A 23,688-nucleotide genomic window follows, 5' to 3' on the forward strand; every position below is an offset into this window, starting at 1 on the left:
TTGATTAATGAGCCGCGAGATATTGCTGCTTGTGGATGCGCTGGCGCGCGAAAAGAATGTGGCCAAGGACATCGTCTTCGGCGCACTGGAGAGTGCGCTCGCCTCCGCAACCAAGAAACGCATCAACGATGAAGCCGACGTGCGTGTAACGATCGATCGCGACACCGGGGACTACGAGTCTTTCCGCCGCTGGGTCGTGATGCCCGACGAGGAGGTCGTCAACGACGAAGCCGAGATGGGCATCATCGACGCCCGCGAGATGGTCCCGGGTATCGAGCTCGGGGAATACATCGAGGAGCCGCTCGAGCCAATCGATTTCGGTCGCATCGGCGCCCAGGCGGCCAAGCAGGTCATCCTGCAGCGCATCCGCGACGCCGAGCGCGAGCAGATCCTGAACGACTTCCTCGAACGCAAGGAACACCTGGTTTCGGGCTCGATCAAGCGCATGGAGCGCGGCAACGCGATCATCGAGATCGGCCGGCTCGAAGCCGTGATCCCGCGCGACCAGATGATTCCGCGGGAAAACTTGCGCGTCGGCGACCGGGTCAAGGCATTCCTGCTGCGTATCGATCGGGGCGCCCGGGGCCCGCAGTTGATCCTGTCACGCACCGCGCCGGAATTCGTCGGCAAGCTCTTCGAGCTCGAAGTCCCGGAAATCGAGGACGGGCTGCTCGAGATCAAGGCCTGCGCACGCGACCCTGGCCTGCGGGCGAAGATCGCCGTGCAGTCGAACGATCCGCGCATCGATCCGATCGGCACGTGCGTCGGCCTGCGCGGTTCGCGCGTCACCGCGGTGCGCAACGAAATTGCCGGCGAGCAGATCGACATCATCGTCTGGTCAGCCGATCCGGCGCAGTTCGTCATCGCAGCCTTGCAGCCGGCCGAAGTGGTGTCCATCGTCGTTGACGAGGAAAGCCACGCCATGGATGTCGTGGTCGACGAGAACAACCTGGCGATCGCGATCGGGCGCAACGGGCAGAACGTCAAGCTCGCTTCCGAACTCACGGGCTGGACGATCAATCTGATGAGTGAGGAAGAGTCCGCGCAGAAGACCGGCCAGGAACGCGAGGGGCTGCGCGAGCTGTTCATGGAAAAGCTCGATGTGGATGATGAACTCGCGGATATCCTGATCGACGAAGGTTTCTCGTCGCTCGAGGAAATCGCATATGTGCCGCTCGCGGAGATGCTCGAGATCGAGGCTTTCGACGAGGGTACGGTCAACGAGCTGCGTAATCGGGCTCGAAATGTGCTTCTTACCGAGGCGATCGTCACGGAAGAGCATCTGGAGAACGTTTCCGACGACCTGATCAACCTGGAAGGAATGGACAAGTCGCTTGCCGCCACGCTGGCCCGGCACGGTGTCCTGACCCGGGATGATCTGGCCGACCTGGCTGTGGATGAGCTGGTCGAGATCGCCGGGATCGAACAAGAACGGGCAAGTGCGTTGATTTCGGTCGCGCGGGCGCACTGGTTCGAAGAATGACGGGAGGGCATTGATGGAACAGATGAGCGTAACCCAGTTCGCCGGCGAACTTAAGATGCCGGCCTCGGTGCTGCTCGAGCAGTTGCAGAAGGCCGGAGTCGAGAAGACCGGTGCCGATCAACTGCTGACTGAACAGGACAAGGCCAGACTGCTCGAATACCTGCGCCGGTCTCACGGGCAGAGCCAGCCGAAAGGCAAGATCACCCTGACCCGCAAGCAAACGTCGGAAATTCGTGCCACCGATTCGTCAGGCCGTGCCCGCACCGTCCAGGTCGAAGTGCGCAAGAAGCGCGTCTTCATGAAGCGCGATGAGGTGAGCGCCGAGACTGGCTCGCTCGAGAGCGCGCAGATCGAAGAGGAAACCGCAGGCTTGCCGATGGGTGAAATCGAGCCGACCCCCGAGCCCGAAAACATTGTCGAGCCCGTTGCGGAAGCCATTCCAGAACCGGAACCGGTGCGCGAACCCGAACCGGAACCCGAGCCCATCGTCGAGCCGGAACCCGAGCCGGAGCCCGAACCAGAGCCCGAACCGCAACCCGAGCCCGAACCGCGACCGGAACCCGAGCCTGCAACGGTGGAATCTGGCGCACCGGCGAAGCCCGAGGCTCCCGTCCGCGCGCCGTCCAGGCCGCCGCTGCGAGTGTCGATCCTGAGTGACGAAGAGCGCGCTGCCCGTGAACGTGAAGCGCGCCGGCACCAAGAACTGCGCGCCCGCCAGGCTGCGGACCTGAAGGCCAAGCAGGATCGCGAAGCGGCTGCACGTGCGGCCGCTGAAGCACGTCGTGCCGAAGAAGAGGCACGGGTGCGTGCCGAGGCTGAGCGGCGTGCCGAAGCAGCCAAGCCGCAGCCCAAGGAGGCCGCCAAGGCGCCCGCCGGCACGCTGCACCGCCCCGCCAAGACCGAGGAAAAACCCGCCGGCAAGGACGCGAAGCGAACGGCGCGCGGCGATACGGCTGGCGAAAGCGCGAAGCGCCGTGGCCTGAAGACGCGCGGAGAAGTCGGCGCGACTACCGGATCGTGGCGCGGAGCGCGCGGAGGCGGCAGGCGCGGCGCACAGGACGAGCACAAGAGCTTCCAGGCTCCGACCGAACCTGTCGTGCGCGAAATTCACGTGCCGGAAACCATTTCCGTTGCCGACCTCGCACACAAGATGTCGGTCAAGGCGGCCGAGGTCATCAAGATTCTCATGAAGATGGGGTCGATGGTGACGATCAACCAGGTGCTGGACCAGGAAACGGCAATGATCCTGGTCGAGGAAATGGGGCACAAGGCGTTCGCCGCGAAGCTCGACGATCCGGATACCTACCTCGAGAGCGCCGAAGCGCATCACGACGCGGCGGTCGAGCCGCGGGCGCCGGTCGTCACGGTCATGGGCCACGTCGACCACGGCAAGACGTCGCTGCTCGACTACATCCGGCGAGCGAAAGTCGCTTCCGGTGAAGCGGGCGGCATCACGCAGCATATCGGCGCGTACCACGTCGAAACGCCGCGCGGCATGCTCACTTTCCTCGATACGCCGGGCCACGAGGCGTTCACCGCGATGCGTGCCCGGGGCGCCAAGGCGACCGACATCGTCATCCTGGTGGTCGCTGCCGACGACGGCGTGATGCCGCAGACACGCGAAGCGATTCACCATGCGAAGGCGGCCAACGTGCCGCTCGTCGTCGCGGTCAACAAGATCGACAAGCCCGACGCCAATCCGGATCGCGTCAAGCAGGAACTTGTTGCGGAAGGCGTGCTGCCCGAGGAGTACGGCGGCGACGTGATGTTCATCAACGTGTCGGCGAAAACCGGTGTGGGCATCGATTCGCTGCTCGAAGCCGTGCTGCTGCAAGCCGAAGTGCTCGAACTGACGGCGCCGGTCGATTCGCCCGCGAAGGGCTTGATCATCGAGGCGCGGCTCGACAAGGGCCGCGGCCCGGTCGCATCGCTGCTCGTGCTGTCCGGGACGCTGCGCAAGGGCGACGTGATGCTCGTGGGAGCGACGTTCGGGCGCATCCGGGCGATGCTCGATGAGAACGGCAAGGCGATCGACCATGCCGGTCCGTCGATTCCGGTCGAAGTTCTTGGCCTGTCGGACGTACCGGCCGCGGGCGACGAGGCGATCGCGCTGGCCGACGAGAAGAAGGCGCGCGAAATCGCGCTGTTCCGTCAGGGTAAGTATCGCGAGGTCAAACTGGCGAAGCAGCAGGCGGCGAAGCTCGAAAGCATGTTCGAGCAGATGGCGGAAGGCGAAGTCAAGACGCTGCCGCTGATCATCAAGGCGGACGTGCAGGGTTCGCAGGAAGCCCTGGTGCAGGCGTTGAACAAGCTGTCGACCGACGAAGTCCGGGTCAACGCGATCCACTCTGCGGTGGGCGCGATCTCGGAATCGGACGTCAACCTCGCGCAGGCTTCCGGAGCGGTCATCATCGGCTTCAATACCCGTGCCGATGCGGGCGCCCGCAAGCTGGCGGAAACCTTCGGCGTCGATATCCGCTACTACAACATCATCTACGACGCGGTCGACGAGGTGAAGGCCGCGCTCTCCGGAATGCTGGCGCCGGAACGCCGCGAGAACGTCATCGGTTTGGTCGAGGTGCGGCAGGTGTTCAAGGTGCCGAAGGTCGGAACCGTCGCGGGCTGTTATGTGCTCGAAGGCGTGGTCAAGCGCGGGTCGCAGGTGCGGGTCCTTCGCAACCACGTCGTCATCCACAACGGCGAGCTCGAGTCGCTCAAGCGCTTCAAGGACGACGTCAAGGAGGTCAAGTTCGGTTTCGAGTGCGGCCTTTCGATCCGCAACTTCAACGACGTCCAGGAAGGTGACCAGCTCGAGGTGTTCGAGATCCAGGAAATCGCCCGGACCCTGTAAATCATGCCCAAGGAGTTTTCCAGAAGCCAGCGCGTCGCCGAGCAGGTCCGCCGCGAGCTGGCCGAGCTGATCCGGCTCGAAGTGAAGGACCCCCGCGTGGGGTTCATCACTTTGACCGACGTCGAGATCACGCCCGATTACGCGCACGCGAAAGTTTTTTTCACGTCGATGAAGGGCGAGGAAGGGCTCGACGAGATCCTGACGGGGCTGCATCGCGCGAGCGGCTTCCTGCGTCGCGAACTCGGCAAACGGGTGCGCATCCACACCCTGCCCGAGCTGCATTTCCATTACGACAGTTCGGTCGAACGCGGCAGTCGCATGTCGCAGCTCATCGACCAGGTGGTTCGGGATGATGACGCCCGCCACAAGGACGATCCGGAGAGCTGAGCAGATTTGAAAGCATCGAAACAATTCCGGCATCAACGCCGGATCGTCGACGGCGTCCTGCTGCTCGACAAGCCCCGCGGCCTGACATCGAACGCCGCACTGCAGACGGCGCGCCGTCTCCTGAATGCGGCGAAGGCGGGGCACACCGGAACGCTGGACCCGATGGCGACCGGATTGCTGCCGCTGACGCTGGGCGAGGCCACCAAGTTCTCGCAGATGCTGCTCGATGCCGACAAGGCCTACGAGGCCACCGTGCGGCTCGGCATCGAAACGGACACCGGAGACGCGGAAGGAGCGGCGATCGCAACGGCTCCCGTGCACGTAACGGACGATTCGATCCGCCAGGCACTGGCGGCGCTGACGGGTGAAATCGAGCAGGTTCCGCCGATGTATTCGGCGCTCAAGCGCGACGGCAAGCCCCTGTACGAATACGCTCGCGCGGGAATCGAGGTCGAGCGCGCCGCGCGCCCCGTGACGATCCATTCGCTCGAACTGCTCGGCGTGGAAGGGGATTCGTTGCGGATCCGCGTCGATTGCAGCAAGGGAACGTATGTCCGCACGCTGGCCATCGACCTGGGGCGCTTGCTCGGTTGCGGCGGCCATCTGACCGAATTGCGCCGGACGAGGATCGGACCTTTCAACGTGGACGAGGCCGTTACGCTCACGGCGTTGGAGGCGCTGCCTGCGGAGTCGCGCGTCGGGCTATTGGCGCCGGTCGATGCGCTGGTGGGTCATCTGCCGCGCATCGAACTCGATGCCTTCCAGGCTGGCCTGCTTCTGCAGGGACGTGTGCTTGCAGCTCCCTGCGGCGCAGCGGGGCTGGTGCGTATTTACGGCGAAGGCCGTTACCTCGGACTGGGGGAATGCGACGGAAACGGCACATTGTCACCGAAACGTCTCGTTTCGACGGTTGCCACAGCGCAACAATCTTGATAACGATTGAGTTTTCCGGCCAGCGTTCGGTATAATCGTCCGCTTCTGATTGGCAGAACGAAAAGAGTAAACACCCACATGGCTCTCGATACCGCATCCAAGTCGCAGATCGTCAACGACTTCCAGCGCGCCCAAGGCGACACCGGTTCCCCGGAAGTCCAGGTCGCGCTTCTCACCGCCCGCATCAACGGGCTGACCGGTCATTTCAAGGCCAACGCGAAAGATCACCACTCGCGCCGCGGCCTGCTGAAGATGGTCAGCCAGCGTCGCAAACTGCTTGACTACCTGAAGGGCAAGAACGCCGACAGCTATCGCAACCTGATCGAGCGTCTGGGCCTGCGCAAGTAATCACGCTGGCCGTGGCAAGTCCGGCAGCGTCGAAAAAGGCAAGTTAAGCCGGCAAGCCGGTGCGGGCCCCGAAGGGCCGCACCGGCTTTGTTTTTGCAGCGTCGGATTTGTTAAACATCGCAGTTGTAGTTTGCTGCACCATTTATCGAGAGGATCTTCACTTTGCCTACCGCTATCAAGAAAACCTTTGCGTACGGTGCCCATACCGTAACGCTCGAAACAGGCGAGATCGCTCGCCAGGCCGGCGGTGCCGTGATCGTCAACATGGATGACACGATCGTGCTGGCAACGGTCGTCGCCGCCAAGGAGGCCAAGGCGGGCCAGGATTTCTTCCCGCTTACCGTCGACTACGTCGAGAAGTTCTACGCCGCGGGGCGCATCCCCGGCGGCTTCTTCAAGCGCGAAGGCCGTCCCACCGAGAAGGAAACGCTGACCAGCCGCCTGATCGACCGTCCGATCCGTCCGCTTTTCCCGGAAGGCTTCTATAACGAAGTCCAGGTCATCATCACCGTGCTGTCGCTCAACCCGGAGGTCGATCCGGACATCCCCGCGATGATTGGCGCATCGGCGGCGCTGGCGATTTCCGGCGTTCCGTTCGACGGCCCGATCGGCGCATGCCGCGTCGGGTACAGCGGCGGCCAGTACCTGCTCAACCCGACGGTCGAGCAGCTCAAGGCGAGCGAGCTCAACCTGGTTGTCGCCGGTACCGAAGCGGCCGTGCTGATGGTCGAGTCGGAAGCCAGGGAACTGTCGGAAGAAGTCATGCTCGGTGCGGTCGTGTTCGGCCACCAGCAGATGCAGGTCGCGATCCGCGCGATCAACGAGCTGGTCGAAGTGGCAGGCAAGCCCGAGTGGGACTGGCAGCCGCCGGCGAAAAACGAGCCGCTGATCGCCCGCATCAAGGAACTGGCCGGTGCCCATCTCGAAGAAGCCTTCCGCATCACGAGCAAGCAGGCCCGCACCCAGCGTATCAACGAGATCCGCAAGCAGACGTTCGGCGTCGTGGCCGACGGGGTCGAAGTGCCGCCGACCGGCAACGAGCTGAAGGACATCTTTCACGACCTCGAAGCCGGTGTCGTTCGCAGCCGCATCCTCGCAGGCGAGCCGCGCATCGACGGACGCGATACGCGTACCGTGCGGCCCATCGACATCCGCGTCGGCGTGCTGCCGCGCACGCACGGGTCGGCATTGTTCACGCGCGGCGAAACCCAGGCGCTCGTCATTGCGACGCTCGGCACCGGGCGCGACGAACAGATCATCGACGCGATCGCCGGCGAGTACCGCGAAAGCTTCTTGCTGCATTACAACTTTCCGCCGTTCTCCACCGGTGAAACGGGTCGCATGGGCGTGACGAAGCGCCGCGAGGTCGGACATGGCCGCCTCGCCAAGCGCGCGCTGATCGCGGCCCTGCCGGCGGACGAGGACTTCAGCTATACGGTTCGCGTCGTGTCCGAGATCACCGAGTCGAACGGTTCGAGCTCGATGGCGTCGGTATGCGGGGCGTCGCTGGCAATGATGGACGCGGGCGTGCCGATGAAGGCGCACGTCGCTGGCATCGCGATGGGCCTGATCAAGGAAGGCAATCGCTTCGCCGTCCTGACCGACATTCTCGGCGACGAGGATCATCTCGGCGACATGGACTTCAAGGTCGCGGGCACCGAGAACGGCATCACCGCACTGCAGATGGACATCAAGATCCAGGGCATCACGAAGGAGATCATGCAGGTCGCTCTGGCCCAGGCCGGCGAGGGACGGATCCATATCCTCGCGTTGATGAAGCAGGCGCTGGCGTCGCATCGCGGCGAAGTGTCGGAGTTCGCTCCGCGCATGCTGACGATGAAGATCAATCCGGAGAAAATCCGCGACGTCATCGGCAAGGGCGGGGCAGTGATCCGCGGCCTGCAGGAAGAAACCGGTACTGTCATCGAACTGCAGGACGACGGCAGCGTCACGATCTCGTCGGTCAGCGCCGAAGGCGCGCAGCTCGCGAAGGAAAAGATCGAGGCGATCACGGCCGAAGTCGAAGTCGGCAAGGTCTACAACGGAACGGTGGTCCGCCTCCTGGATTTCGGCGCGATCGTCAACATCATGCCCGGTCGCGACGGGCTGCTGCACGTCTCGCAGATCGCGAACGAGCGCGTCAATAACGTCGCCGACTACGTGAAGGAAGGGCAGGCGGTGCGCGTCAAGGTGCTGGAGACCGACGAGCGCGGCAAGATTCGCCTGAGCATGAAGGCACTGCTGGACCAGCCGGCCGAGTAAGCAACGAAACGAGCTGAAGAAAAAGGGACGCCACGGCGTCCCTTTTTCATGTGCCGGTTCCCTCCAGCGGCGAGTGCGAGCCGGTTTACTTCGCCACCTGCCGTTCGCGCATTTCTTCCAGCGTCTTGCAGTCGATGCACATCGTCGCGGTCGGGCGCGCCTCCAGGCGCTTCAGTCCGATTTCGACGCCACAGCTGTCGCAATAGCCATATTCACCTGCGTTGATCCGGCCCAGCGCTTCGTCGATCTTCTTGATCAATTTCCGCTCACGATCCCGGTTGCGCAACTCGAGCGCAATATCGGATTCCTGGCTCGCACGGTCATTGGGGTCGGCAAACACCGTGGCTTCGTCCTGCATCGTGTGCACCGTGCGTTCGATATCCCCGACCAGCTCCTGCTTGACCGTTTCGAGCATGCCGCGGAAGTGAGCCAGCTGCTTCTCGCTCATGTACTCCTCGCCTTCGACGGGGACATAGGGCGGGAATTGCTTTTGCAGGGTGTCGTCTGGCATGACTTCGACTTCCGGTTGATAATTGAAGGAAGCGAACTAATAGCAGAATCTTCTGTAACGAGCAAGCAAGCTCCCGTTTCGAGCAATCCGGTCCGCTCGCGAAGCGCGCCTCAACAAACACTTCACGACCGAAGAAACATGTTTGACGTACGCCGACCAGGTGTGTATTATTCGCGGCTCTCGGGGTGTAGCGCAGTCCGGTAGCGCGCTTGCTTTGGGAGCAAGATGTCGGGGGTTCGAATCCCTCCACCCCGACCAGCTAACCCCGAAATGCCCGCGGGATTTCTGCCCGTAGCTCAATTGGATAGAGCACCGGCCTTCTAAGCCGGGGGTTACAGGTTCGATCCCTGTCGGGCAGGCCAAATGGTTTTTGGTTGCAGAGTTTCTGCAACCGCGAAAGTGGCGGCATTAGCTCAGTTGGTAGAGCACTGGATTGTGGCTCCAGTTGTCACCGGTTCGATCCCGGTATGTCGCCCCAAGTAATTCAATAGCTTACGAGCTATACCTTGACGCCGGCGGTGTCGCTTCTTACGAAGTTTGTAAGATCAGCGGGCCGCCGGCGCTTTCCTTATACGCCTTCTGTCATAGACCTTGCTCACGACCGCCTCGGTGCGATGGCCGGTCAAATCGCTCGCTTTGCGCCCGGCTTCGGTCGTGTCTGTGACGGTCTTCGCGCGGAGGTCGTGGAAGGTAAATCGTTCGTTGCCGGCTTCTTCCCACGCGTTCATCATCCGCTGCCACATCGACTTGAAGCCGGTTGCGGTGTAGGGCTGGCCGTCGCCGCTGAAGATCAGGTAGGTGCTCGTGATCTTCGACGGAAGGGCAAGGCACTCGTCGACCGCGGCCTGCAGTTCGGTGGTCCATTCGACCAAGGTGCGGGCGCCGCGCTTGCGCTTGCCGAATTCGATCCCGTCGTCCTTGATCTGCGTGCGGCTGATTTTCAGTACCTGACCGAGTGCCTTCCCCGTAAGGTATGCGACATGGGCGGCGAGGGCGAGGCGGCGGCCGGCGTCGCTGGTCCGCTTTGCGGGGCTGTCTTCGTCGAGGTGTCCGTTCGCGCGGCAGAAGGTGAGGAAGGCGTCGAACTCGGCGTCGCTCACGAGGCGGTCGCGCGCGTTCTCTTCGTTGCGCTCGACGCCGGTGCAGGGGTTCAGGTCGAGCGCGCCGGCATTGACCAGGCGCGAGAACATGCGGGAGAGCAGCGCGATCTCGCGATTGGCCCGAACTGGCGCCTCAGCGCCGCGATAAAGGTGCAAGTAGTCCCAGATGTGCTTCGGGCGGACGGCTTCGGGCGCCATCTTGCCGAACGCCTGCTTCAGCGCGACGAGCTCTAGCTCGTTGCTGTCGATCGTCTCAGGCGAGAGCTTCCCGCGCTCCATGAGGCGCTTACGCTCCTTCATCAGCTCGTCGAGGTGGTCGCCAATGGTGCCGGCCGGCCGGCCGTGCCTCGCCGTCCAGTTCGAGAAGCTTGCGCCTCGCGTCCTTCAGGTTGTGGCCGAGGTTGATCCGCCGGTTGTCGGACATCGACCATCTGACCGTCCGTATTGCCGGCGAAGGCGGCGGATCCATCGCTGCCGTCGATTGACGCCTCGCGTCGGTACAGTTTTCCAGCTTGGTGCCAAAGGCAGCCGTCGGGTGCACTTGCCTGTATGTATCCCAAAATTTACAATGAACGGCATGAAGACTGTGCTCACCACCGAATTCTTCGATGCCTGGTTTGCCGAGCTCCGCGACCCGCAGGCGGCAGCCCGCATCAAGATGCGAATCGGTCGGGCAGAGTTGGGCAACTTCGGCGACTGCGAACCGGTGGGCGAGGGGGTTTCGGAGATGCGGATCCATTACGGGCCGGGCTACCGCCTGTATTTCACGCAGCGCGGCCTGGAAGTGGTGATCCTGCTGGCGGGCGGCGACAAGTCCTCCCAGGCCAAGGACATCAAGACCGCCTTGAAGCTGGCCCGGGAACTGTAGGAGAAAGCGATGGCACTCAAATTGCGCAAATGGGACACGGCAGAGCACCTCAAGACCGAGGAGGAGATGGCGCTCTACCTCGAGGCTTGTCTGGAAGAAGCCGGGGACGATGCAGCCTTTATCGCGAAGGCACTGGGCGATATTGCCCGCGCCAAAGGCATGACCCAACTGGCCAAGGACACCGGTCTGGGGCGGGAGAGCCTGTACAAGGCCCTTTCGGGCGAGGGCAATCCGAGCTTTGCCACCATCCTCAAGGTGACACGCGCGTTGGGCCTGCAACTGCACGCGGCACCGCGCCACGCGCCGGTGTGATCGGGGCGCGCGAGAGGCGAATTCCGCGCGACGGTCCGTATTCGCTGCATCAGGAAAAGCGACGTCCTTGCCGCCGCCAAGGAAATCGCACGCCAGCAACACACCAGTGTCGGCAAAGTCATCTCCCAGCTCGTTCGCCAAACCCTGATCGGTGCCGCTGCGCCGCAAACCGTTGTCCGGCAGACACCCGCAGTCCCCGGCTTCGAACCCTTTCCGGCACATGACGTCATCGTGACAAACGAGCTCATCGACCGTCTGCGCGACGCCGAGGGAATCTGATGCGTGCGCTGCTGGACGTGAATGTCCTCATTGCCCTGCTCGACGGCAGCCACGTGCACCACGTACGTGCAAGCCAGTGGCTTGCGCGTGAAATCGAGCGCGGCTGGGCATCGTGACACTACCTTAGATGCCTTACCGACAGTACCTGCGCTCTGCCGTGAATTATTTGCTTGCAAGGCATGTTTATGTTGATAACATCGCGCCCCATGCTTCGAATAAGCCGCAGGGCCGCGCCCTCCGGGGACATCTCCGCCGATCCGAAACTTGTCGGCACGGTGAGGGAGGGGAGCAGACAGCAAGCAAACAAGCGAAAAACGAGAAATGTCTGATTCCAGCCGCGCCAGCGACACGACCCCCGCGCCACCCAAAGACATGCACATCCCTTCGGACATCAACCTCGCCGTCATCGCCGCTGACCGCTTCCGCGGCAATCTCGGCGACGTGACCGACAAGGTGCAGAAAATCAGGCTCAAACCCTAATTTTGCTCCGCAATAGACATGCTCTGACCACGCCCTAACCCATGCCGCCCCCGCCCCTTTCCACCCTCATCGCCGCAGGCGAGTCGCTGACGCTGGAGTTCAAATCCACGTTCGACAAAGCCGCCATCGAGTCGCTGGTGGCCTTCGCCAATGCGCAGGGCGGCACGGTGCTGGTCGGCATGAGCGACAACGGGGGCGTGCAGGGTGTTACCCTTGGCAAGGAAACGCTCAACGAGTGGCTCGGCCAGATCAAGTCCGCCACCAGCCCGTCGATCATCCCGGATCTGAGCGCGCACACCATCGACGGCAGGACCATCGTCGCCATCGAGATCGCCGAATTCCCGGTCAAGCCCGTCAGTACCAAAGGCCGCTACTACAAGCGCGTGGCTAGTTCCAACCAGGCGCTCAACCCCGGCGAGATCAGCGACCTCTACATGCAGTCGCTGCAGGTGTCGTGGGACGCCTACCCTGCGCACCAGGCCACTCTGGCGGACCTGTCGCCACAGAAGATCGAGCAGTTCGTGCAGCAGGTGAATGCCGGCGGCCGTTTCTGGCTCGGCAATGCCGACCCGATGTCCGCGCTGGAAAAGCTCCACTACATCACGCACGGCCAGCCCACTTGGGCAGCGATGCTCCTCTTCGCCAAAGAGCCGTTGCGGCACCACATTCACCTGGGGCGATTCAAGACCCCCACAATGATCATCGACGATCGCCAGATCACGGATACGTTGTTCGAAGCGGTCGAACAGGCAATGCGCTTCATCGTGTCCTACGTCAGCGTGGCCTTCGAATTCGACGGCAGCATCCACCGCAAGGAACGCTTCGCCTACCCGCTCCCCGCGCTGCGCGAAGCCCTGCTCAACGCCGTGGTGCACCGCGACTACAAGGACGGCTCCGACATCCAGGTCAAGATCTTCGACGACCGCATCAGCATCTTCAGCCCGGGGCGCCTGTACGCCGGTCTGCAACTCGACGAACTCCAGCACGACAACTACCGCTCCCGGCTGCGCAACAAGCTCGTTGCCGAAGGCTTCTACCTCACGACCGCAATCGAGAAATACGGCAGTGGTTTCATCCGTATCCGCGACGCGCTGCGTGACTATCCGGATATCAGGCTCGACCTCGAAGAGATCAGCGGCGGCTTCTCGGTGACCTTCACGCGACTTGTTTCACAGCCAGAGTCACAGCCAGAGTCACAGCCAGAGTCGGTTCAGCTGCTGGTGGACCACGTGCTGCAGCTCCTGGCTGAGCGACCAATGAGCAAAAAGGACATCTCCATGGCCTTGGGGCAGAAAGCGGTATCCGGACAGCTCAACAAGATCATTCGATCGCTGCTGGCGGCCGGCCGTATCGAGCTGACCATTCCCGGCAAACCCCAGAGTCGCTTGCAGCAATACCGCCTCGGGGCTCACCGACCCGATCACGGCGCAAACCCCCGCTGACCATGCTCACCCTCACTCACCACGGCGCCGTCACCGGCGTCACCGGCTCCTGCCACGAACTCACCCTGCACGGCCCCGGCGGAGCAAAAGGGGGGATGCTCGTCGACTGCGGCATTTTCCAGGGCAGCGAAGCGGCCGGGCGCAGCAACGCCGATGAACTGGCCGTCGACTTCCCGCTTGCGCACATCCGCGCGCTCATCGTCACGCACGTCCATATCGACCACGTCGGCCGCATCCCGCATCTGCTCGCGGCCGGCTTCGACGGGCCGATCCTGTGCTCGCCGCCTTCGGCGCTGATGCTGCCCGAGATCCTCGAAGACGCGCTCAAGATCGGCTTCACCCGCGACACCCGCCTCATCGAGCGCGTGCTCGACCGCATCCGCGCCCGCATCGTGCCGGTGCCTTTCGGCCAGTGGCACACCGTGTTCAACGACGGCGCCGGCCGGCTCGCGATCCGCCTGCAGCGCGCCGGCCACATCCTCGGCTCGGCCTACGTCGAGTGCGACGCCACCACCGTTGCCGAACGCGAACGCATCGTCTTTTCCGGCGACCTCGGCGCGCCGGATTCGCCGCTGCTGCCCGAACCACGCCCGCCCGAGCGCGCCGACCGCCTAGTCATCGAAGCCACTTACGGCGACCGCAACCACGAAGACCGCGCCACCCGCCGCCACCGCCTCCAGGCCGTGCTCGAACACGCGCTGGCCGACGGCGGCACCGTGCTGATCCCGGCCTTCGCGATCGGCCGCACGCAGGAACTGCTCTACGAAATCGAAGGCATCATCTTCGAAGCCGGCGACGACCCGCGCTGGAAAGAGCTCGACATCGTCGTCGATTCGCCGCTCGCGGCCGAATTCACGCGTCTCTACCGTAACCTCAAGCCGTACTGGGACGAAGAGGCCACCGCCCGCGTCCGCCAGGGCCGCCACCCGCTGTCGTTCGACCAGCTGCTCGTCCTCGACCGCCACGAAGACCACCTGAAAGCGGTCGACTACCTCACCCGCACCGGCCACCCCTGTGTCGTCATCGCCGGCTCGGGGATGTGCGCCGGGGGCAGGGTGGTGAACTACCTCAAGGCCATGCTCGGCGACGCGCGCAACGACGTGCTCTTCGTCGGCTACCAGGCCGCCGGCACGCCGGGCCGCGACATCCTCACCTTTGGTCCGCGCGGCGGCTGGGTCATGCTCGACGGCGAACGCCACCCGATCCGCGCGCAGATCCACCAGGTGGGCGGCTATTCCGCCCATGCGGGGCAGGCGGATCTGTTGCGGTTTGTGGCCGGCATCCCGGAGATGCCTGCGGAAATTCGCATCGTGCATGGCGACGACGAGGCCAAGGCGGCATTGAAAAAGAAGCTCGAAGAGGCCGGCGCAACCTGCGTCCTGGTGCCCAACAGCACCGCTATCGCGGCTTCCGCCGCTCCTGCAGTGCCGATGATCGCATCTTGGCAACAGGAGTAGTTGGAGCATATTTTCATCAAAAAAACATAGCACTAGACACAAAAACAACTTAACTTAAAAACTTTTACCTTAAACCGTTAAACAACAAATGCATATGCAACCCTGGGGCTTCTACGGTCGACAGCGAGAACTCGCTCTCCGCTTTTTGATCAAAATTGTTTTCTAGTAAGCAACGTTTGTTTCTAAATTGAAAACACAACCCTCCGTCTCTGATCTGCTCTTCCCGAACCAGTATCGGCGCAAAGTGCTGGGCCTTCTGATCATGAGGCCAGACCAGCAGATTCATTTGCGAGAACTGGCCAGGATGATTGGCGCCGCCCCGGGCACCCTCAAGAAGGAGCTCGACGCGCTGTGCCATGCCGGTTTGCTGCACAGCCAACGCATCGGCAACCAAACCCGGTTCAGCGCGAATACGGATCATCCGGTGTTCCCGGAACTGCAGGCCCTGATCAGAAAAACCACCGGCATGGGCGACGCCCTGCGGCTCAGCCTGGTGCCACTGGCAGACAGGATCCATGCGGCCTTCGTGTTCGGCTCCATGGCCAGCGCCACAGAAAACGCCAACAGCGACATTGACCTGATGGTCATCGGAGATGCGACGTTTGCGGACATCATCAACGCCACCTATGAAACCCAAACCGCACTGGGCCGCGAGATCAACCCCAAAGTGATGAGTCCCGGCGAATGGCAGGACAAAAAGGCCGCCGGCAACGCCTTCCTGCAAGACGTGATGGCCAAGCCCAGGATCATGCTGATTGGAGACGCGCATGCCCTCTGAAGCGCTCGACAATCTGGCCCGCATCGGGCAGCTGGACAAGGTGACCTTTTCCCAGGCCTTGATGGACAAGATGCTGGCCACCGCCCAAAGCCGGCTGACTGACGCCCGGCGCACCGAAAACAGTACCGAAACCCGGTTCGACTGCGCTTACACCGCCATCCGCGCCATCGCCGACGCCGCATTGCTCAAGCACGGTTACCGGACCTCCACCAGCAAACCGGGGCACCACCAGGTCACCATCCAGTGTCTGGCGCACACCCTGGGTGTGGACCTTGCAGTTGTACGCGTACTGGATGGCCTCAGAAAACAACGAAACCTGAGCGACTACGACGGCGAATTGATCACAGACCAAGCGCTTTCCGAATGCATCGAGCAGGCCATTCGCCTCCAACAAATAGCGGCAACCAAACTGGCTTCGACCACCTGATAAACGTCACACAGCTCAGCACACGAGACTTCGCAACCCTCAGCCAGCAACCTGCCCCCATGCTCACCCTCACTCACCACGGCGCCGTCACCGGCGTTACCGGCTTCTGCCACGAGCTCAGCCTGCACGGCCCGGGCGGGGCGAAGGCGGGCGTCCTCGTCGACTGCGGCATCTTCCAGGCCGCCGGCACGCCGGGCCGCGACATCCTCACCTTTGGTCCGCGCGGCGGCTGGGTCATGCTCGACGGCGAACGCCACGCCATCCGCGCGCAGATCCACCAGGTGGGCGGCTATTCCGCCCATGCGGGGCAGGTGGATCTGCTGCGGTTTGTGGCCGGCATCCCGGAGATGCCTGCGGAGATCCGCATCGTGCATGGCGACGACGAGGCCAAACATGCCCTGAAAAAAAGCTCGAAGAAGCCGGCGCAACCCGCGTCCTGGTGCCCAACAACACCGCTATCGCGGCTTCCGCCGCTCCTGCAGTGCCGAAGATCGCATCTTGGCAACAGGAGTAGTTGGAGCATATTTTCATCAAAAAAACATAGCACTAGACACAAAAACAACTTAACTAAAAAATTTTTACCTTAAACCGTTAAACAACAAATGCATATGCAACCCTGGGCTTCTACGGTCGACAGCGAGAACTCGCTCTCCGCTTAAAAAGGCCGCCAGCAACGCCTTCCTGCAAGACGTGATGGCCAAGCCCGGGATCATGCTGATGTTGCTGTTGCGGCGGCGCGGATGGAGCAGGGCAACTTGTCCAGCGTAGAGTGGTTTCGCGGCATTGGCGAGTACAAGATCGACTGGGGCCCCGGCTACCGCATCTATCTGGCCAAGGATGGTCTCAAGATCATCGTCCTGCTCGGCGGTGGCAGCAAAAAACGCCAGCAGCGCGACATCGACAAAGCAATGGCCTTGTGGGAAGACTACAAACGCCGCAAAGCCCAACCGAAAAAAGGAGCCTGACGATGAGCAACATCTCGGCCATCTTCGCCGCCATCAAACGCGAGCTCAACGTCGAAGTACGTACCACCGTGGTCCTGGCATAAGTGGTCCGGACAAGCGGCACCGACTTCACTGACTCACGATTGATAAAATAATCGACAAAAATTTAACTAACGAAACACCTTAATAAAGCCAGCTTAACCAACCGCAAACAACGCTTGCGAGAGCGCCATCCGCATCGCCACCCTATTCAGGGGCGATCGCGAGCGCATCGCGGCATCGCCCGAGGGGTCGAGCTCAATGCTCAGGCTGCACGAGGGGCTGCAGGCAAACCCATTCCTTACCGCCGCGCAGGCGGCCAGCAAGACCGGCCTGAGCGTGCCCACTGTGAACAGCGCGCTTGCCGGCCTGGAAGCGCTCGGTATCGTGTGCGAGATCACCGGCAAGCAACGCGGCCGGGTCTTTGCCTACGAAGCTTTCCTGCAAATCCTGGACGAGGGCACGTCATCGGCGGGCAAGCACGGTAATGCGTGATGCGCTAGCATCATGATGCTTACTCATCACGCTACGGAGATCAACATGCGCACTACGCTCGACATCGAAAGCGACGTCCTTGCCGCCGCCAAGGAAATCGCACGTCAGCAACACACCAGTGTCGGCAAAGTCATCTCCCAGCTCGTTCGCCGAACCCTGATCGGTGCCGCTGCCCCGCAAACCGTTGTCCGCCAGACACCCGCAGTCCCCGGCTTCGAGCCCTTTCCGGCACGTGACGTCATCGTGACCAACGAGCTCATCGACCGTCTGCGCGACGCCGAAGGAATCTGATGCGTGCGCTGCTGGACGTGAATGTCCTCATCGCCTCAGATTCAGACCCCGATGTCGTACCGCTATTACGGTACATAACCCTGCTCATGACACTACCTTAGATACCGTACCGATAAGTCCCTGCAGTCTGCTGTGAAATATTTGCTTGCAAGGCATGTTTATGTTGATAACATCGCGCCCCATGCTTCGAAGAAGCCGCAGGGCCGCGCCCCCCAGGGCATTCCCGCCGATCCGGGAATTGTCGGGGCGGGAAGGCAAGGGCACAGACAGCAAGTAAACAAGCCAAAAACGAGAACCGCCTGATTTCCAGTCGCGTCAGCGACACAACACCCGCCCATCCAGAGACATGCACACTCTTTCGGACATCAACCTCGCCATCATCGGCCTCGGCTACGTCGGTCTGCCGCTCGCCGTCGAATTCGGCCGCAAGCAGCACGTCACCGGTTTCGACATCCACGCCGAGCGCATTGCCGAGCTGCAGGCCGGGCGCGACCGCACGCTCGAAGTCGACGCCCGCGAGCTCGCCGCCGCCGAATACCTGCGGTTCACGGCCGACCCGGCCGACCTGGCCGAATGCAACGTCTTCATCGTTACCGTGCCGACGCCGATCGACGAGCACAAGCGGCCGGACCTGACGCCGCTGATCCGCGCCAGCGAGACCATCGGCAAGGTGCTCAAGCGCGGCGACATCGTCATTTTCGAGTCCACCGTCTATCCCGGCGCCACCGAGGAGGAGTGCGTGCCGGTGCTCGAACGCGTCTCCGGCCTGCGCTTCAACCACGACTTCTACGCCGGCTATTCGCCCGAGCGCATCAACCCCGGCGACAAGGCACACCGCGTCAGCACGATCAAGAAGGTCACCTCCGGCTCCACGCCCCAAGTGGCCGACCTCGTCGATGCGCTCTACGCCCGCATCATCACCGCCGGCACCCACAAGGCCCCCAGCATCAAGGTCGCCGAAGCCGCGAAGGTCATCGAGAACACCCAGCGCGACCTCAACATCGCGCTCATCAACGAGCTGGCGATCATTTTCAACAAGCTCGGCATCGACACCGAAGCCGTGCTCGAAGCCGCCGGCACCAAGTGGAACTTCCTGCCGTTCCGCCCCGGCCTGGTCGGCGGCCACTGCATCGGTGTCGACCCGTACTACCTCACGCACAAGGCGCAGGCGATCGGCTACCACCCGGAGATCATCCTCGCCGGGCGACGGCTCAACGACGGCATGGGCGCCTACGTCGTGTCGCAGCTGGTGAAAGCCATGCTCAAGCGCCGCATCCAGGTCGAAGGCGCGCGCGTGCTGGTGATGGGCCTCGCCTTCAAGGAAAACTGCCCCGACCTGCGCAACACCCGCGTCGTCGACATCGTCCGGGAGCTCGCCGACTACAACGTCCGGGTGGATGTATTCGACCCGTGGGTGGATGCCGATGAAGCGCGGCACGAATACGACATCACGCCGATCGAGCTGCCCACCCCCGGCCAGTACGACGCGGTGCTGGTGGCCGTGGCCCACGACCAGTTCAAGGCGATGAGCGCGCAGGGCATCCGCGCCCTCGGCAAGCCCGAACACGTGCTGTATGACCTCAAGTACGTGCTGCCGCGCCAGGCGGCCGACCTGCGCCTGTAATGCCCGGACCGCCTGGGAAACCTGCAATCCACTGAACTACGCCTCCCGGCTTGATTGTCCTCGAACGATTACACAAGTAAAATGCCCAGCGTAAAAACACACGCCTGAATTCGACGGCTGGCTCAACAGCTTACGGGACCGCCCCACGCGCTTCCGGTTGCTGCGCCGGCTCGAAAAGGCGCAGCGCGGACTGTTGGGCGACGTTGCTCCAGTTGGCGAAGGTGTTTTCGAGATGCGCGAGTTTTTTGGCCCCGGCTGGCGCATGTATTACATCCAGCGCGATGAAGTGCTGATCGTGATGCTGGGCGGCGGTGACAAGAGCAGCCAGGCAGCGGACATCGCCTCCGCCAAAGTCTTGGCGGCGACGTTAAAGGACGGATAAGCCATGAGCAAACCAGTGAAAATCAGCGACCTGCCCGAGTTCGACATGGCAGAGCACCTGAAGACCGATGTCGATGTTGCGGAATACCTGCGCCAGGTACTCGAAGACGGCGAGCCTGGCGAACTTGCGGCTGCACTCGGTCACATCGCCAAAGCGCGCGGTATGAGCGAAATCGCCAAGGCCACCGGTATCAAGCGCGAAGCGCTTTACAAGGCGCTTCGGCCGAATGCCCACCCGCGCCTCGAAACCGTCCAGCGCGTGTGCAAAGCGCTGGGGGTCAAGCTCACGGCGACGGTCGCCAACTAAGATCCAGCGTCCATACAAGCGCCCATTGAAGGAGCGTCGGCGTTTCGCAGGCCGACACAACATTCCTACCCTCAACCCCTTGCCGGTGAAACCCCGGTACTCCCCACCAGCCCAATGATCGCCTACCAAGCCCTGCAATCCATCCTCCGCGACGCCCCCAAGACCTGGCTCGTCACCGGCGTGGCCGGTTTCATCGGTTCGAACCTGCTCGAAACCCTGCTCAAGCTCGACCAGCGCGTGGTGGGCCTCGACAACTTCGCCACCGGCCACGCGCGCAACCTCGACGAAGTGCAAACGCTGGTCACCGCCGAGCAATGGGCACGCTTTGCATTCGTCCGCGGCGACATCCGCCAACTGGACGACTGCCGCCGCGCCTGCGCAGGCGTCGACTACGTGCTGCATCAGGCCGCGCTCGGTTCGGTGCCGCGCAGCCTCGATGACCCGATCACCAGCAACGCCACCAACATCGACGGCTTCCTCAACATGCTGGTCGCCGCGCGCGACGCGGAGGTCAAGAGCTTTACCTACGCCGCCAGCAGTTCCACGTACGGCGACCATCCAAGCCTTCCAAAAGTCGAAGACCTTATCGGCAAACCGCTCTCACCCTATGCCGTTACCAAGTACGTGAATGAGCTGTATGCGGATGTTTTCGCGCGCTGTTACGGGTTCAATACGATTGGCCTGCGTTACTTCAATGTCTTCGGCAAACGACAGGATCCCAACGGCGCCTACGCTGCTGTGATCCCGAAATGGACGACGGCGATGATTCAGGGCGAAGACGTCTTCATCAACGGCGACGGCGAGACGAGCCGCGACTTTTGCTTTGTCGACAACGCCGTACAGGCCAACCTGTTGGCAGCAACCACAGTCGATGACGCAGCACGGGACCAGATCTACAATGTCGCGGTCAGCGGTCGCACGACGCTCAATGAGCTCTACGGCTACCTGCAGGAGGCGCTCGGCCAGAACGGCGTCAACTATGACCGTACGCCGAAATACCGGGATTTCCGCGCCGGCGATGTGCGTCACTCCCAGGCGGACATCGACAAGGCGAACCGCTTGTTGGGCTACGCGCCCCAATTCGACATCCGCTCTGGCATCCAGGCAGTAATGCCCTGGTATATCGGCCTGATCGATCCGCGCTGAGCAACCGGAATCACCGGACCGGCTCCCCTGAAAGACGCGCATTACGGACCACAGGCTACATGCAACCTATAAGACGCTTCTGCATCGCAATCTCGACACTGATCGATCGTTCTGCCGGGGCCCTCAAGTCCGTACTCGCCAAGGTTTATCGGCATCGTTTCCACCAGTCCGGGCGCAATCTCTCGTTCGACCCACTTGGGGTCTACTCGTACGACAACATCACCATCGGAAACAATGTCAACCTGGGTTATCGGCCGATCCTGATCGCGAGCCGCTCGCAAATCGTGATCGGCGACAACGTCATGTTCGGCCCCGAAGTGACCATTCGCGGCGGCAACCATCGGACCGACATTATTGGCCGGTACATGATTGACATCAGGGACAACGAAAAGCGGCCTTCCGAGGACCCGGGCGTAGTGATCGAGAATGATGTCTGGATCGGAACACGCGCCGTCGTCCTGGCTGGCGTCACCATCGGCAAAGGGGCCATCGTCGCGGCGGGCGCCGTCGTTACGAAATCCGTCCCGCCCTATGCTATCGCAGGCGGCAACCCGGCAAAAATCATCCGTATGCGCTGGGCCGCAGACGAAATCGCCGAGCACGAGCGATTGCTGGCAATGCGCACGAATTCATGAGTCACGCCGCACCCCCACGGACCCGGAATCGCGGAATCGTCACCGGCGTCCTAAGCGGACTTCTTGGTCGCTGCGCGTCCCTCCTCGCACCCTTCATTGTGATGCCTGAACTCCTCCGCTACCTTGGGGACGAACATTTCGGCATCTGGATGACTGCGGTCTCTATTACGAGCATGGCGATGTTCGTCGACTTCGGCATCGGCAACGGTTTGCTGACGCGACTTTCGCGAGCCTATGGCGCCAGCGACTTTAGCACCATGCGCGCCTATATCGCGAGCGGCTATGCCGCCCTCGCGCTCATTGCAGTGTTGATGCTGGCGATACTCGGGATCGTTACTGCCACTGCGAACTACGGTGTGGAGACCGGCGCCGGCTTCCTTCACAATCCTGAGTCGCTGAACATCCTCGTCGTGTGTCTCGCCGCGTTCTTGATCGCAATACCGGTGTCGGTCATTCAGCGCGTCATGCTCGCCTGTCAGAAAAGCGCCTTGAGCAACCTGTGGCAGATCCTCGCAAGCGTCCTGTCGGTATTGCTGTGTCTGCTCGCCATTCGCGCCTCGTTCTCCCCTTGGGAAGTCATCGCCGCTTACTCGCTCCCCCCGGTGCTCGCGATGCTGCTCTCCTCGGTATTTTTTTTCCGCACGCACCCCGGTCTACGTCCGCGCCTGGCAAGCTTTTCGCCCCATTACGCCAAAGACCTGCTGAAACTCGGCTCGCGCTTTCTCGCACTGTCGGTTATTACGTCAGTCGCGATGAATGCCGATAACCTGATCATCGCTCAGCAACTGGGCCCCAAGGCCGTTACGGATTACGCCGTGCCGGCCAAGTTGGCCTCCCTTCTCGGCCTGCTCGTGACCACCCTGTTTTTGCCCCTCTGGGCTGCAAATGGCGAAGCCATGGTCCGCAAGGACTACGCCTGGATCCACAAGACCACCCGGAAAATGAGCATCCTTGGCGGAAGCGCCGTGTTTGCGGCCGGAATTTTCCTCGTGGGCTTCGGAAACATCATCGCAACCCTATGGATGAGCAGGGAGTTTCCAGACCTTCCCGGTATCGTCGCCGCCCTGGCAGCTTTCTCTGTGCTGCAGGCAATTGCCGCCCCCTTCAACATGCTCCTGAATAGCGCAAGCAAGGTGACCATTCAGATTGCCGCATGGACTGTTTTCCTCGTGACCTCTGTCGCTGGAAAATTCCTGCTCCTGAATCTTCTCGCGCAAGTCTGGGTTATACCTGTCGTCAGCGTGCTCGCGTACCTGCTCTTCATTCTTCCCGCAATCATTGCAAGTGCTGCAAAGATCTACAGTCATGCTACAACTCCTTAAATCGCTCATTCGCTCGCTCCGCGATCGCGTCTTCGCCGCGCGCGACCCTATTGGCTTCGCGCGCTCACTCGGGGTCAGGGTTGGCAAGAACGTGCGCTTTTACGGCGTGTCGCGGGCAATGTTTGGGTCAGAACCATGGATGATTTCCATTGGGAACGACTGCTACATAACCGCCGGCGTACAGTTCATCAATCACGACGGCGGCACCCTGATCCTGCGCAAGGAAGAGCCAACCTTGGAGTGGACCGCGCCGATCTCCATTGGCAATGACGTTTATATTGGTGTCCGTACAATCATTTTGCCAAACGTTCGTATTGGCAATCGCTGCATCGTCGGCGCGGGATCAATCGTTTCTCGGAGCATCCCGGACAATTCAGTCTACGCGGGAATCCCTGCGCGCTTCATCTGCAGCACCGACGACTATCTCGCCAAGATGAAAGCTAAGTCGCTGGCATGCGGACACTTGCCGGGAAATCAAAAGGCTGAAGTAATAAAACAAATCTACCGCGACCGTGGCTGGTTCGCAAAATAAATAGCGTAGTTAAAATGCTGATAGTCTACGTCGGACCATTTTCATTCCCATCCT

The 23,688-nt window shown here is 62.0% G+C and carries 24 protein-coding genes, 3 tRNA genes and 2 pseudogenes; 27 read left to right on the forward strand and 2 right to left on the reverse strand.

The window, feature by feature from the left end:
* Positions 1-7: 7 nt before the first annotated feature.
* From nusA to pnp, 6 genes are all read left to right on the forward strand, one after another.
* Positions 8-1,483, forward strand: a complete 1,476-nt coding sequence (gene nusA / locus EBN1_RS16475) for a transcription termination factor NusA (RefSeq protein ID WP_011239105.1) — start codon at positions 8-10, stop codon at positions 1,481-1,483.
* A gap of 13 nt (positions 1,484-1,496) precedes the next feature.
* A complete protein-coding gene (gene infB / locus EBN1_RS16480) occupies positions 1,497-4,334 on the forward strand; it encodes a translation initiation factor IF-2 (RefSeq protein WP_011239106.1) in 2,838 nt (945 codons plus the stop codon).
* 3 nt (positions 4,335-4,337) lie between these two features.
* A complete protein-coding gene (gene rbfA, locus EBN1_RS16485; protein WP_011239107.1) occupies positions 4,338-4,721 on the forward strand; it encodes a 30S ribosome-binding factor RbfA in 384 nt (127 codons plus the stop codon).
* Positions 4,722-4,727: 6 nt separating this feature from the next.
* On the forward strand, positions 4,728-5,654 hold the full coding sequence (gene truB, locus EBN1_RS16490) for a tRNA pseudouridine(55) synthase TruB (RefSeq protein ID WP_011239108.1): 927 nt from the start codon (positions 4,728-4,730) through the stop codon (positions 5,652-5,654).
* Between the two features lie 78 nt (positions 5,655-5,732).
* The gene (gene rpsO / locus EBN1_RS16495; RefSeq protein ID WP_011239109.1) at positions 5,733-6,002 is read left to right on the forward strand and encodes a 30S ribosomal protein S15; all 270 of its coding nucleotides are present in this window, start codon (positions 5,733-5,735) and stop codon (positions 6,000-6,002) included.
* Between the two features lie 162 nt (positions 6,003-6,164).
* Positions 6,165-8,264 (forward strand): polyribonucleotide nucleotidyltransferase, encoded by a 2,100-nt coding sequence (gene pnp, locus EBN1_RS16500; RefSeq protein ID WP_011239110.1) that lies wholly within the window; start codon positions 6,165-6,167, stop codon positions 8,262-8,264.
* A gap of 85 nt (positions 8,265-8,349) precedes the next feature.
* On the opposite strand, the gene dksA is transcribed toward pnp, so the two are convergent.
* Positions 8,350-8,775, reverse strand: a complete 426-nt coding sequence (gene dksA, locus EBN1_RS16505; protein ID WP_011239111.1) for an RNA polymerase-binding protein DksA — start codon at positions 8,773-8,775, stop codon at positions 8,350-8,352.
* Between the two features lie 181 nt (positions 8,776-8,956).
* Here dksA and EBN1_RS16510 point away from each other — a divergent pair.
* The 3 genes from EBN1_RS16510 to EBN1_RS16520 all read left to right on the forward strand — a co-directional run bounded on the left by EBN1_RS16510 (position 8,957) and on the right by EBN1_RS16520 (position 9,253).
* Positions 8,957-9,033, forward strand: a tRNA-Pro gene (locus EBN1_RS16510).
* Between the two features lie 27 nt (positions 9,034-9,060).
* Positions 9,061-9,137, forward strand: a tRNA-Arg gene (locus EBN1_RS16515).
* A 40-nt stretch (positions 9,138-9,177) separates the two neighbouring features.
* A tRNA-His gene (locus EBN1_RS16520) sits at positions 9,178-9,253 on the forward strand.
* A 67-nt stretch (positions 9,254-9,320) separates the two neighbouring features.
* Here the strand turns inward: EBN1_RS16520 and EBN1_RS16525 are convergent.
* Positions 9,321-10,175, reverse strand: coding sequence for a site-specific integrase (locus EBN1_RS16525; RefSeq protein ID WP_157866635.1), 855 nt, complete (start codon positions 10,173-10,175; stop codon positions 9,321-9,323).
* A gap of 268 nt (positions 10,176-10,443) precedes the next feature.
* On the opposite strand from EBN1_RS16525, the gene EBN1_RS16530 reads away from it, so the two are divergent.
* The 18 genes and pseudogenes from EBN1_RS16530 (at position 10,444) to EBN1_RS16615 (ending at position 23,634) form a co-directional block, all read left to right on the forward strand.
* On the forward strand, positions 10,444-10,743 hold the full coding sequence (locus EBN1_RS16530) for a type II toxin-antitoxin system RelE/ParE family toxin (RefSeq protein WP_241762754.1): 300 nt from the start codon (positions 10,444-10,446) through the stop codon (positions 10,741-10,743).
* A 9-nt stretch (positions 10,744-10,752) separates the two neighbouring features.
* Positions 10,753-11,055, forward strand: coding sequence for an addiction module antidote protein (locus EBN1_RS16535; RefSeq protein ID WP_041646526.1), 303 nt, complete (start codon positions 10,753-10,755; stop codon positions 11,053-11,055).
* Positions 11,056-11,655: 600 nt separating this feature from the next.
* On the forward strand, positions 11,656-11,814 hold the full coding sequence (locus EBN1_RS16540; protein ID WP_157866636.1) for a hypothetical protein: 159 nt from the start codon (positions 11,656-11,658) through the stop codon (positions 11,812-11,814).
* 41 nt (positions 11,815-11,855) lie between these two features.
* A complete protein-coding gene (locus EBN1_RS16545) occupies positions 11,856-13,256 on the forward strand; it encodes an RNA-binding domain-containing protein (protein ID WP_011239116.1) in 1,401 nt (466 codons plus the stop codon).
* A 2-nt stretch (positions 13,257-13,258) separates the two neighbouring features.
* A complete protein-coding gene (locus EBN1_RS16550) occupies positions 13,259-14,713 on the forward strand; it encodes an MBL fold metallo-hydrolase RNA specificity domain-containing protein (RefSeq protein ID WP_011239117.1) in 1,455 nt (484 codons plus the stop codon).
* A 187-nt stretch (positions 14,714-14,900) separates the two neighbouring features.
* Positions 14,901-15,491: a nucleotidyltransferase domain-containing protein gene (locus EBN1_RS16555; RefSeq protein WP_011239118.1), complete on the forward strand. Its 591-nt coding sequence runs from the start codon at positions 14,901-14,903 to the stop codon at positions 15,489-15,491.
* Positions 15,481-15,918: a hypothetical protein gene (locus EBN1_RS16560; RefSeq protein WP_011239119.1), complete on the forward strand. Its 438-nt coding sequence runs from the start codon at positions 15,481-15,483 to the stop codon at positions 15,916-15,918. The genes EBN1_RS16555 and EBN1_RS16560 overlap by 11 nt, the downstream gene beginning before the upstream one ends.
* A 59-nt stretch (positions 15,919-15,977) precedes the next feature.
* Positions 15,978-16,505, forward strand: coding sequence for an MBL fold metallo-hydrolase RNA specificity domain-containing protein (locus EBN1_RS16565; RefSeq protein ID WP_041646527.1), 528 nt, complete (start codon positions 15,978-15,980; stop codon positions 16,503-16,505).
* A 132-nt stretch (positions 16,506-16,637) separates the two neighbouring features.
* Positions 16,638-16,883: pseudogene (locus EBN1_RS16570) on the forward strand (type II toxin-antitoxin system RelE/ParE family toxin); the annotation flags it as partial.
* Between the two features lie 279 nt (positions 16,884-17,162).
* The gene (locus tag EBN1_RS16575; protein ID WP_041646528.1) at positions 17,163-17,396 is read left to right on the forward strand and encodes a winged helix-turn-helix domain-containing protein; all 234 of its coding nucleotides are present in this window, start codon (positions 17,163-17,165) and stop codon (positions 17,394-17,396) included.
* 45 nt (positions 17,397-17,441) lie between these two features.
* Positions 17,442-17,687, forward strand: coding sequence for a DUF6364 family protein (locus tag EBN1_RS16580; RefSeq protein ID WP_011239124.1), 246 nt, complete (start codon positions 17,442-17,444; stop codon positions 17,685-17,687).
* A 346-nt stretch (positions 17,688-18,033) separates the two neighbouring features.
* Positions 18,034-19,311, forward strand: coding sequence for a Vi polysaccharide biosynthesis UDP-N-acetylglucosamine C-6 dehydrogenase TviB (gene tviB / locus EBN1_RS16585; RefSeq protein WP_011239126.1), 1,278 nt, complete (start codon positions 18,034-18,036; stop codon positions 19,309-19,311).
* Positions 19,312-19,420: 109 nt separating this feature from the next.
* Positions 19,421-19,693: pseudogene (locus tag EBN1_RS16590) on the forward strand (type II toxin-antitoxin system RelE/ParE family toxin); the annotation flags it as partial.
* 3 nt (positions 19,694-19,696) lie between these two features.
* On the forward strand, positions 19,697-19,999 hold the full coding sequence (locus EBN1_RS16595; protein WP_011239128.1) for an addiction module antidote protein: 303 nt from the start codon (positions 19,697-19,699) through the stop codon (positions 19,997-19,999).
* Positions 20,000-20,113: 114 nt separating this feature from the next.
* Positions 20,114-21,145: an NAD-dependent epimerase/dehydratase family protein gene (locus tag EBN1_RS16600; RefSeq protein ID WP_011239129.1), complete on the forward strand. Its 1,032-nt coding sequence runs from the start codon at positions 20,114-20,116 to the stop codon at positions 21,143-21,145.
* 59 nt (positions 21,146-21,204) lie between these two features.
* Positions 21,205-21,780 carry a CatB-related O-acetyltransferase gene (locus EBN1_RS16605; protein WP_011239130.1) on the forward strand — a complete coding sequence of 192 codons (576 nt, stop codon included), beginning with the start codon at positions 21,205-21,207 and terminating at the stop codon, positions 21,778-21,780.
* Positions 21,777-23,102: an oligosaccharide flippase family protein gene (locus EBN1_RS16610; RefSeq protein WP_011239131.1), complete on the forward strand. Its 1,326-nt coding sequence runs from the start codon at positions 21,777-21,779 to the stop codon at positions 23,100-23,102. The genes EBN1_RS16605 and EBN1_RS16610 overlap by 4 nt, the downstream gene beginning before the upstream one ends.
* Positions 23,086-23,634, forward strand: a complete 549-nt coding sequence (locus tag EBN1_RS16615) for an acyltransferase (RefSeq protein WP_011239132.1) — start codon at positions 23,086-23,088, stop codon at positions 23,632-23,634. The genes EBN1_RS16610 and EBN1_RS16615 overlap by 17 nt, the downstream gene beginning before the upstream one ends.
* The last annotated feature ends 54 nt before the right edge of the window (positions 23,635-23,688 follow it).

The sequence above is a fragment of the Aromatoleum aromaticum EbN1 genome, from assembly GCF_000025965.1.
GTDB lineage: Bacteria > Pseudomonadota > Gammaproteobacteria > Burkholderiales > Rhodocyclaceae > Aromatoleum > Aromatoleum aromaticum.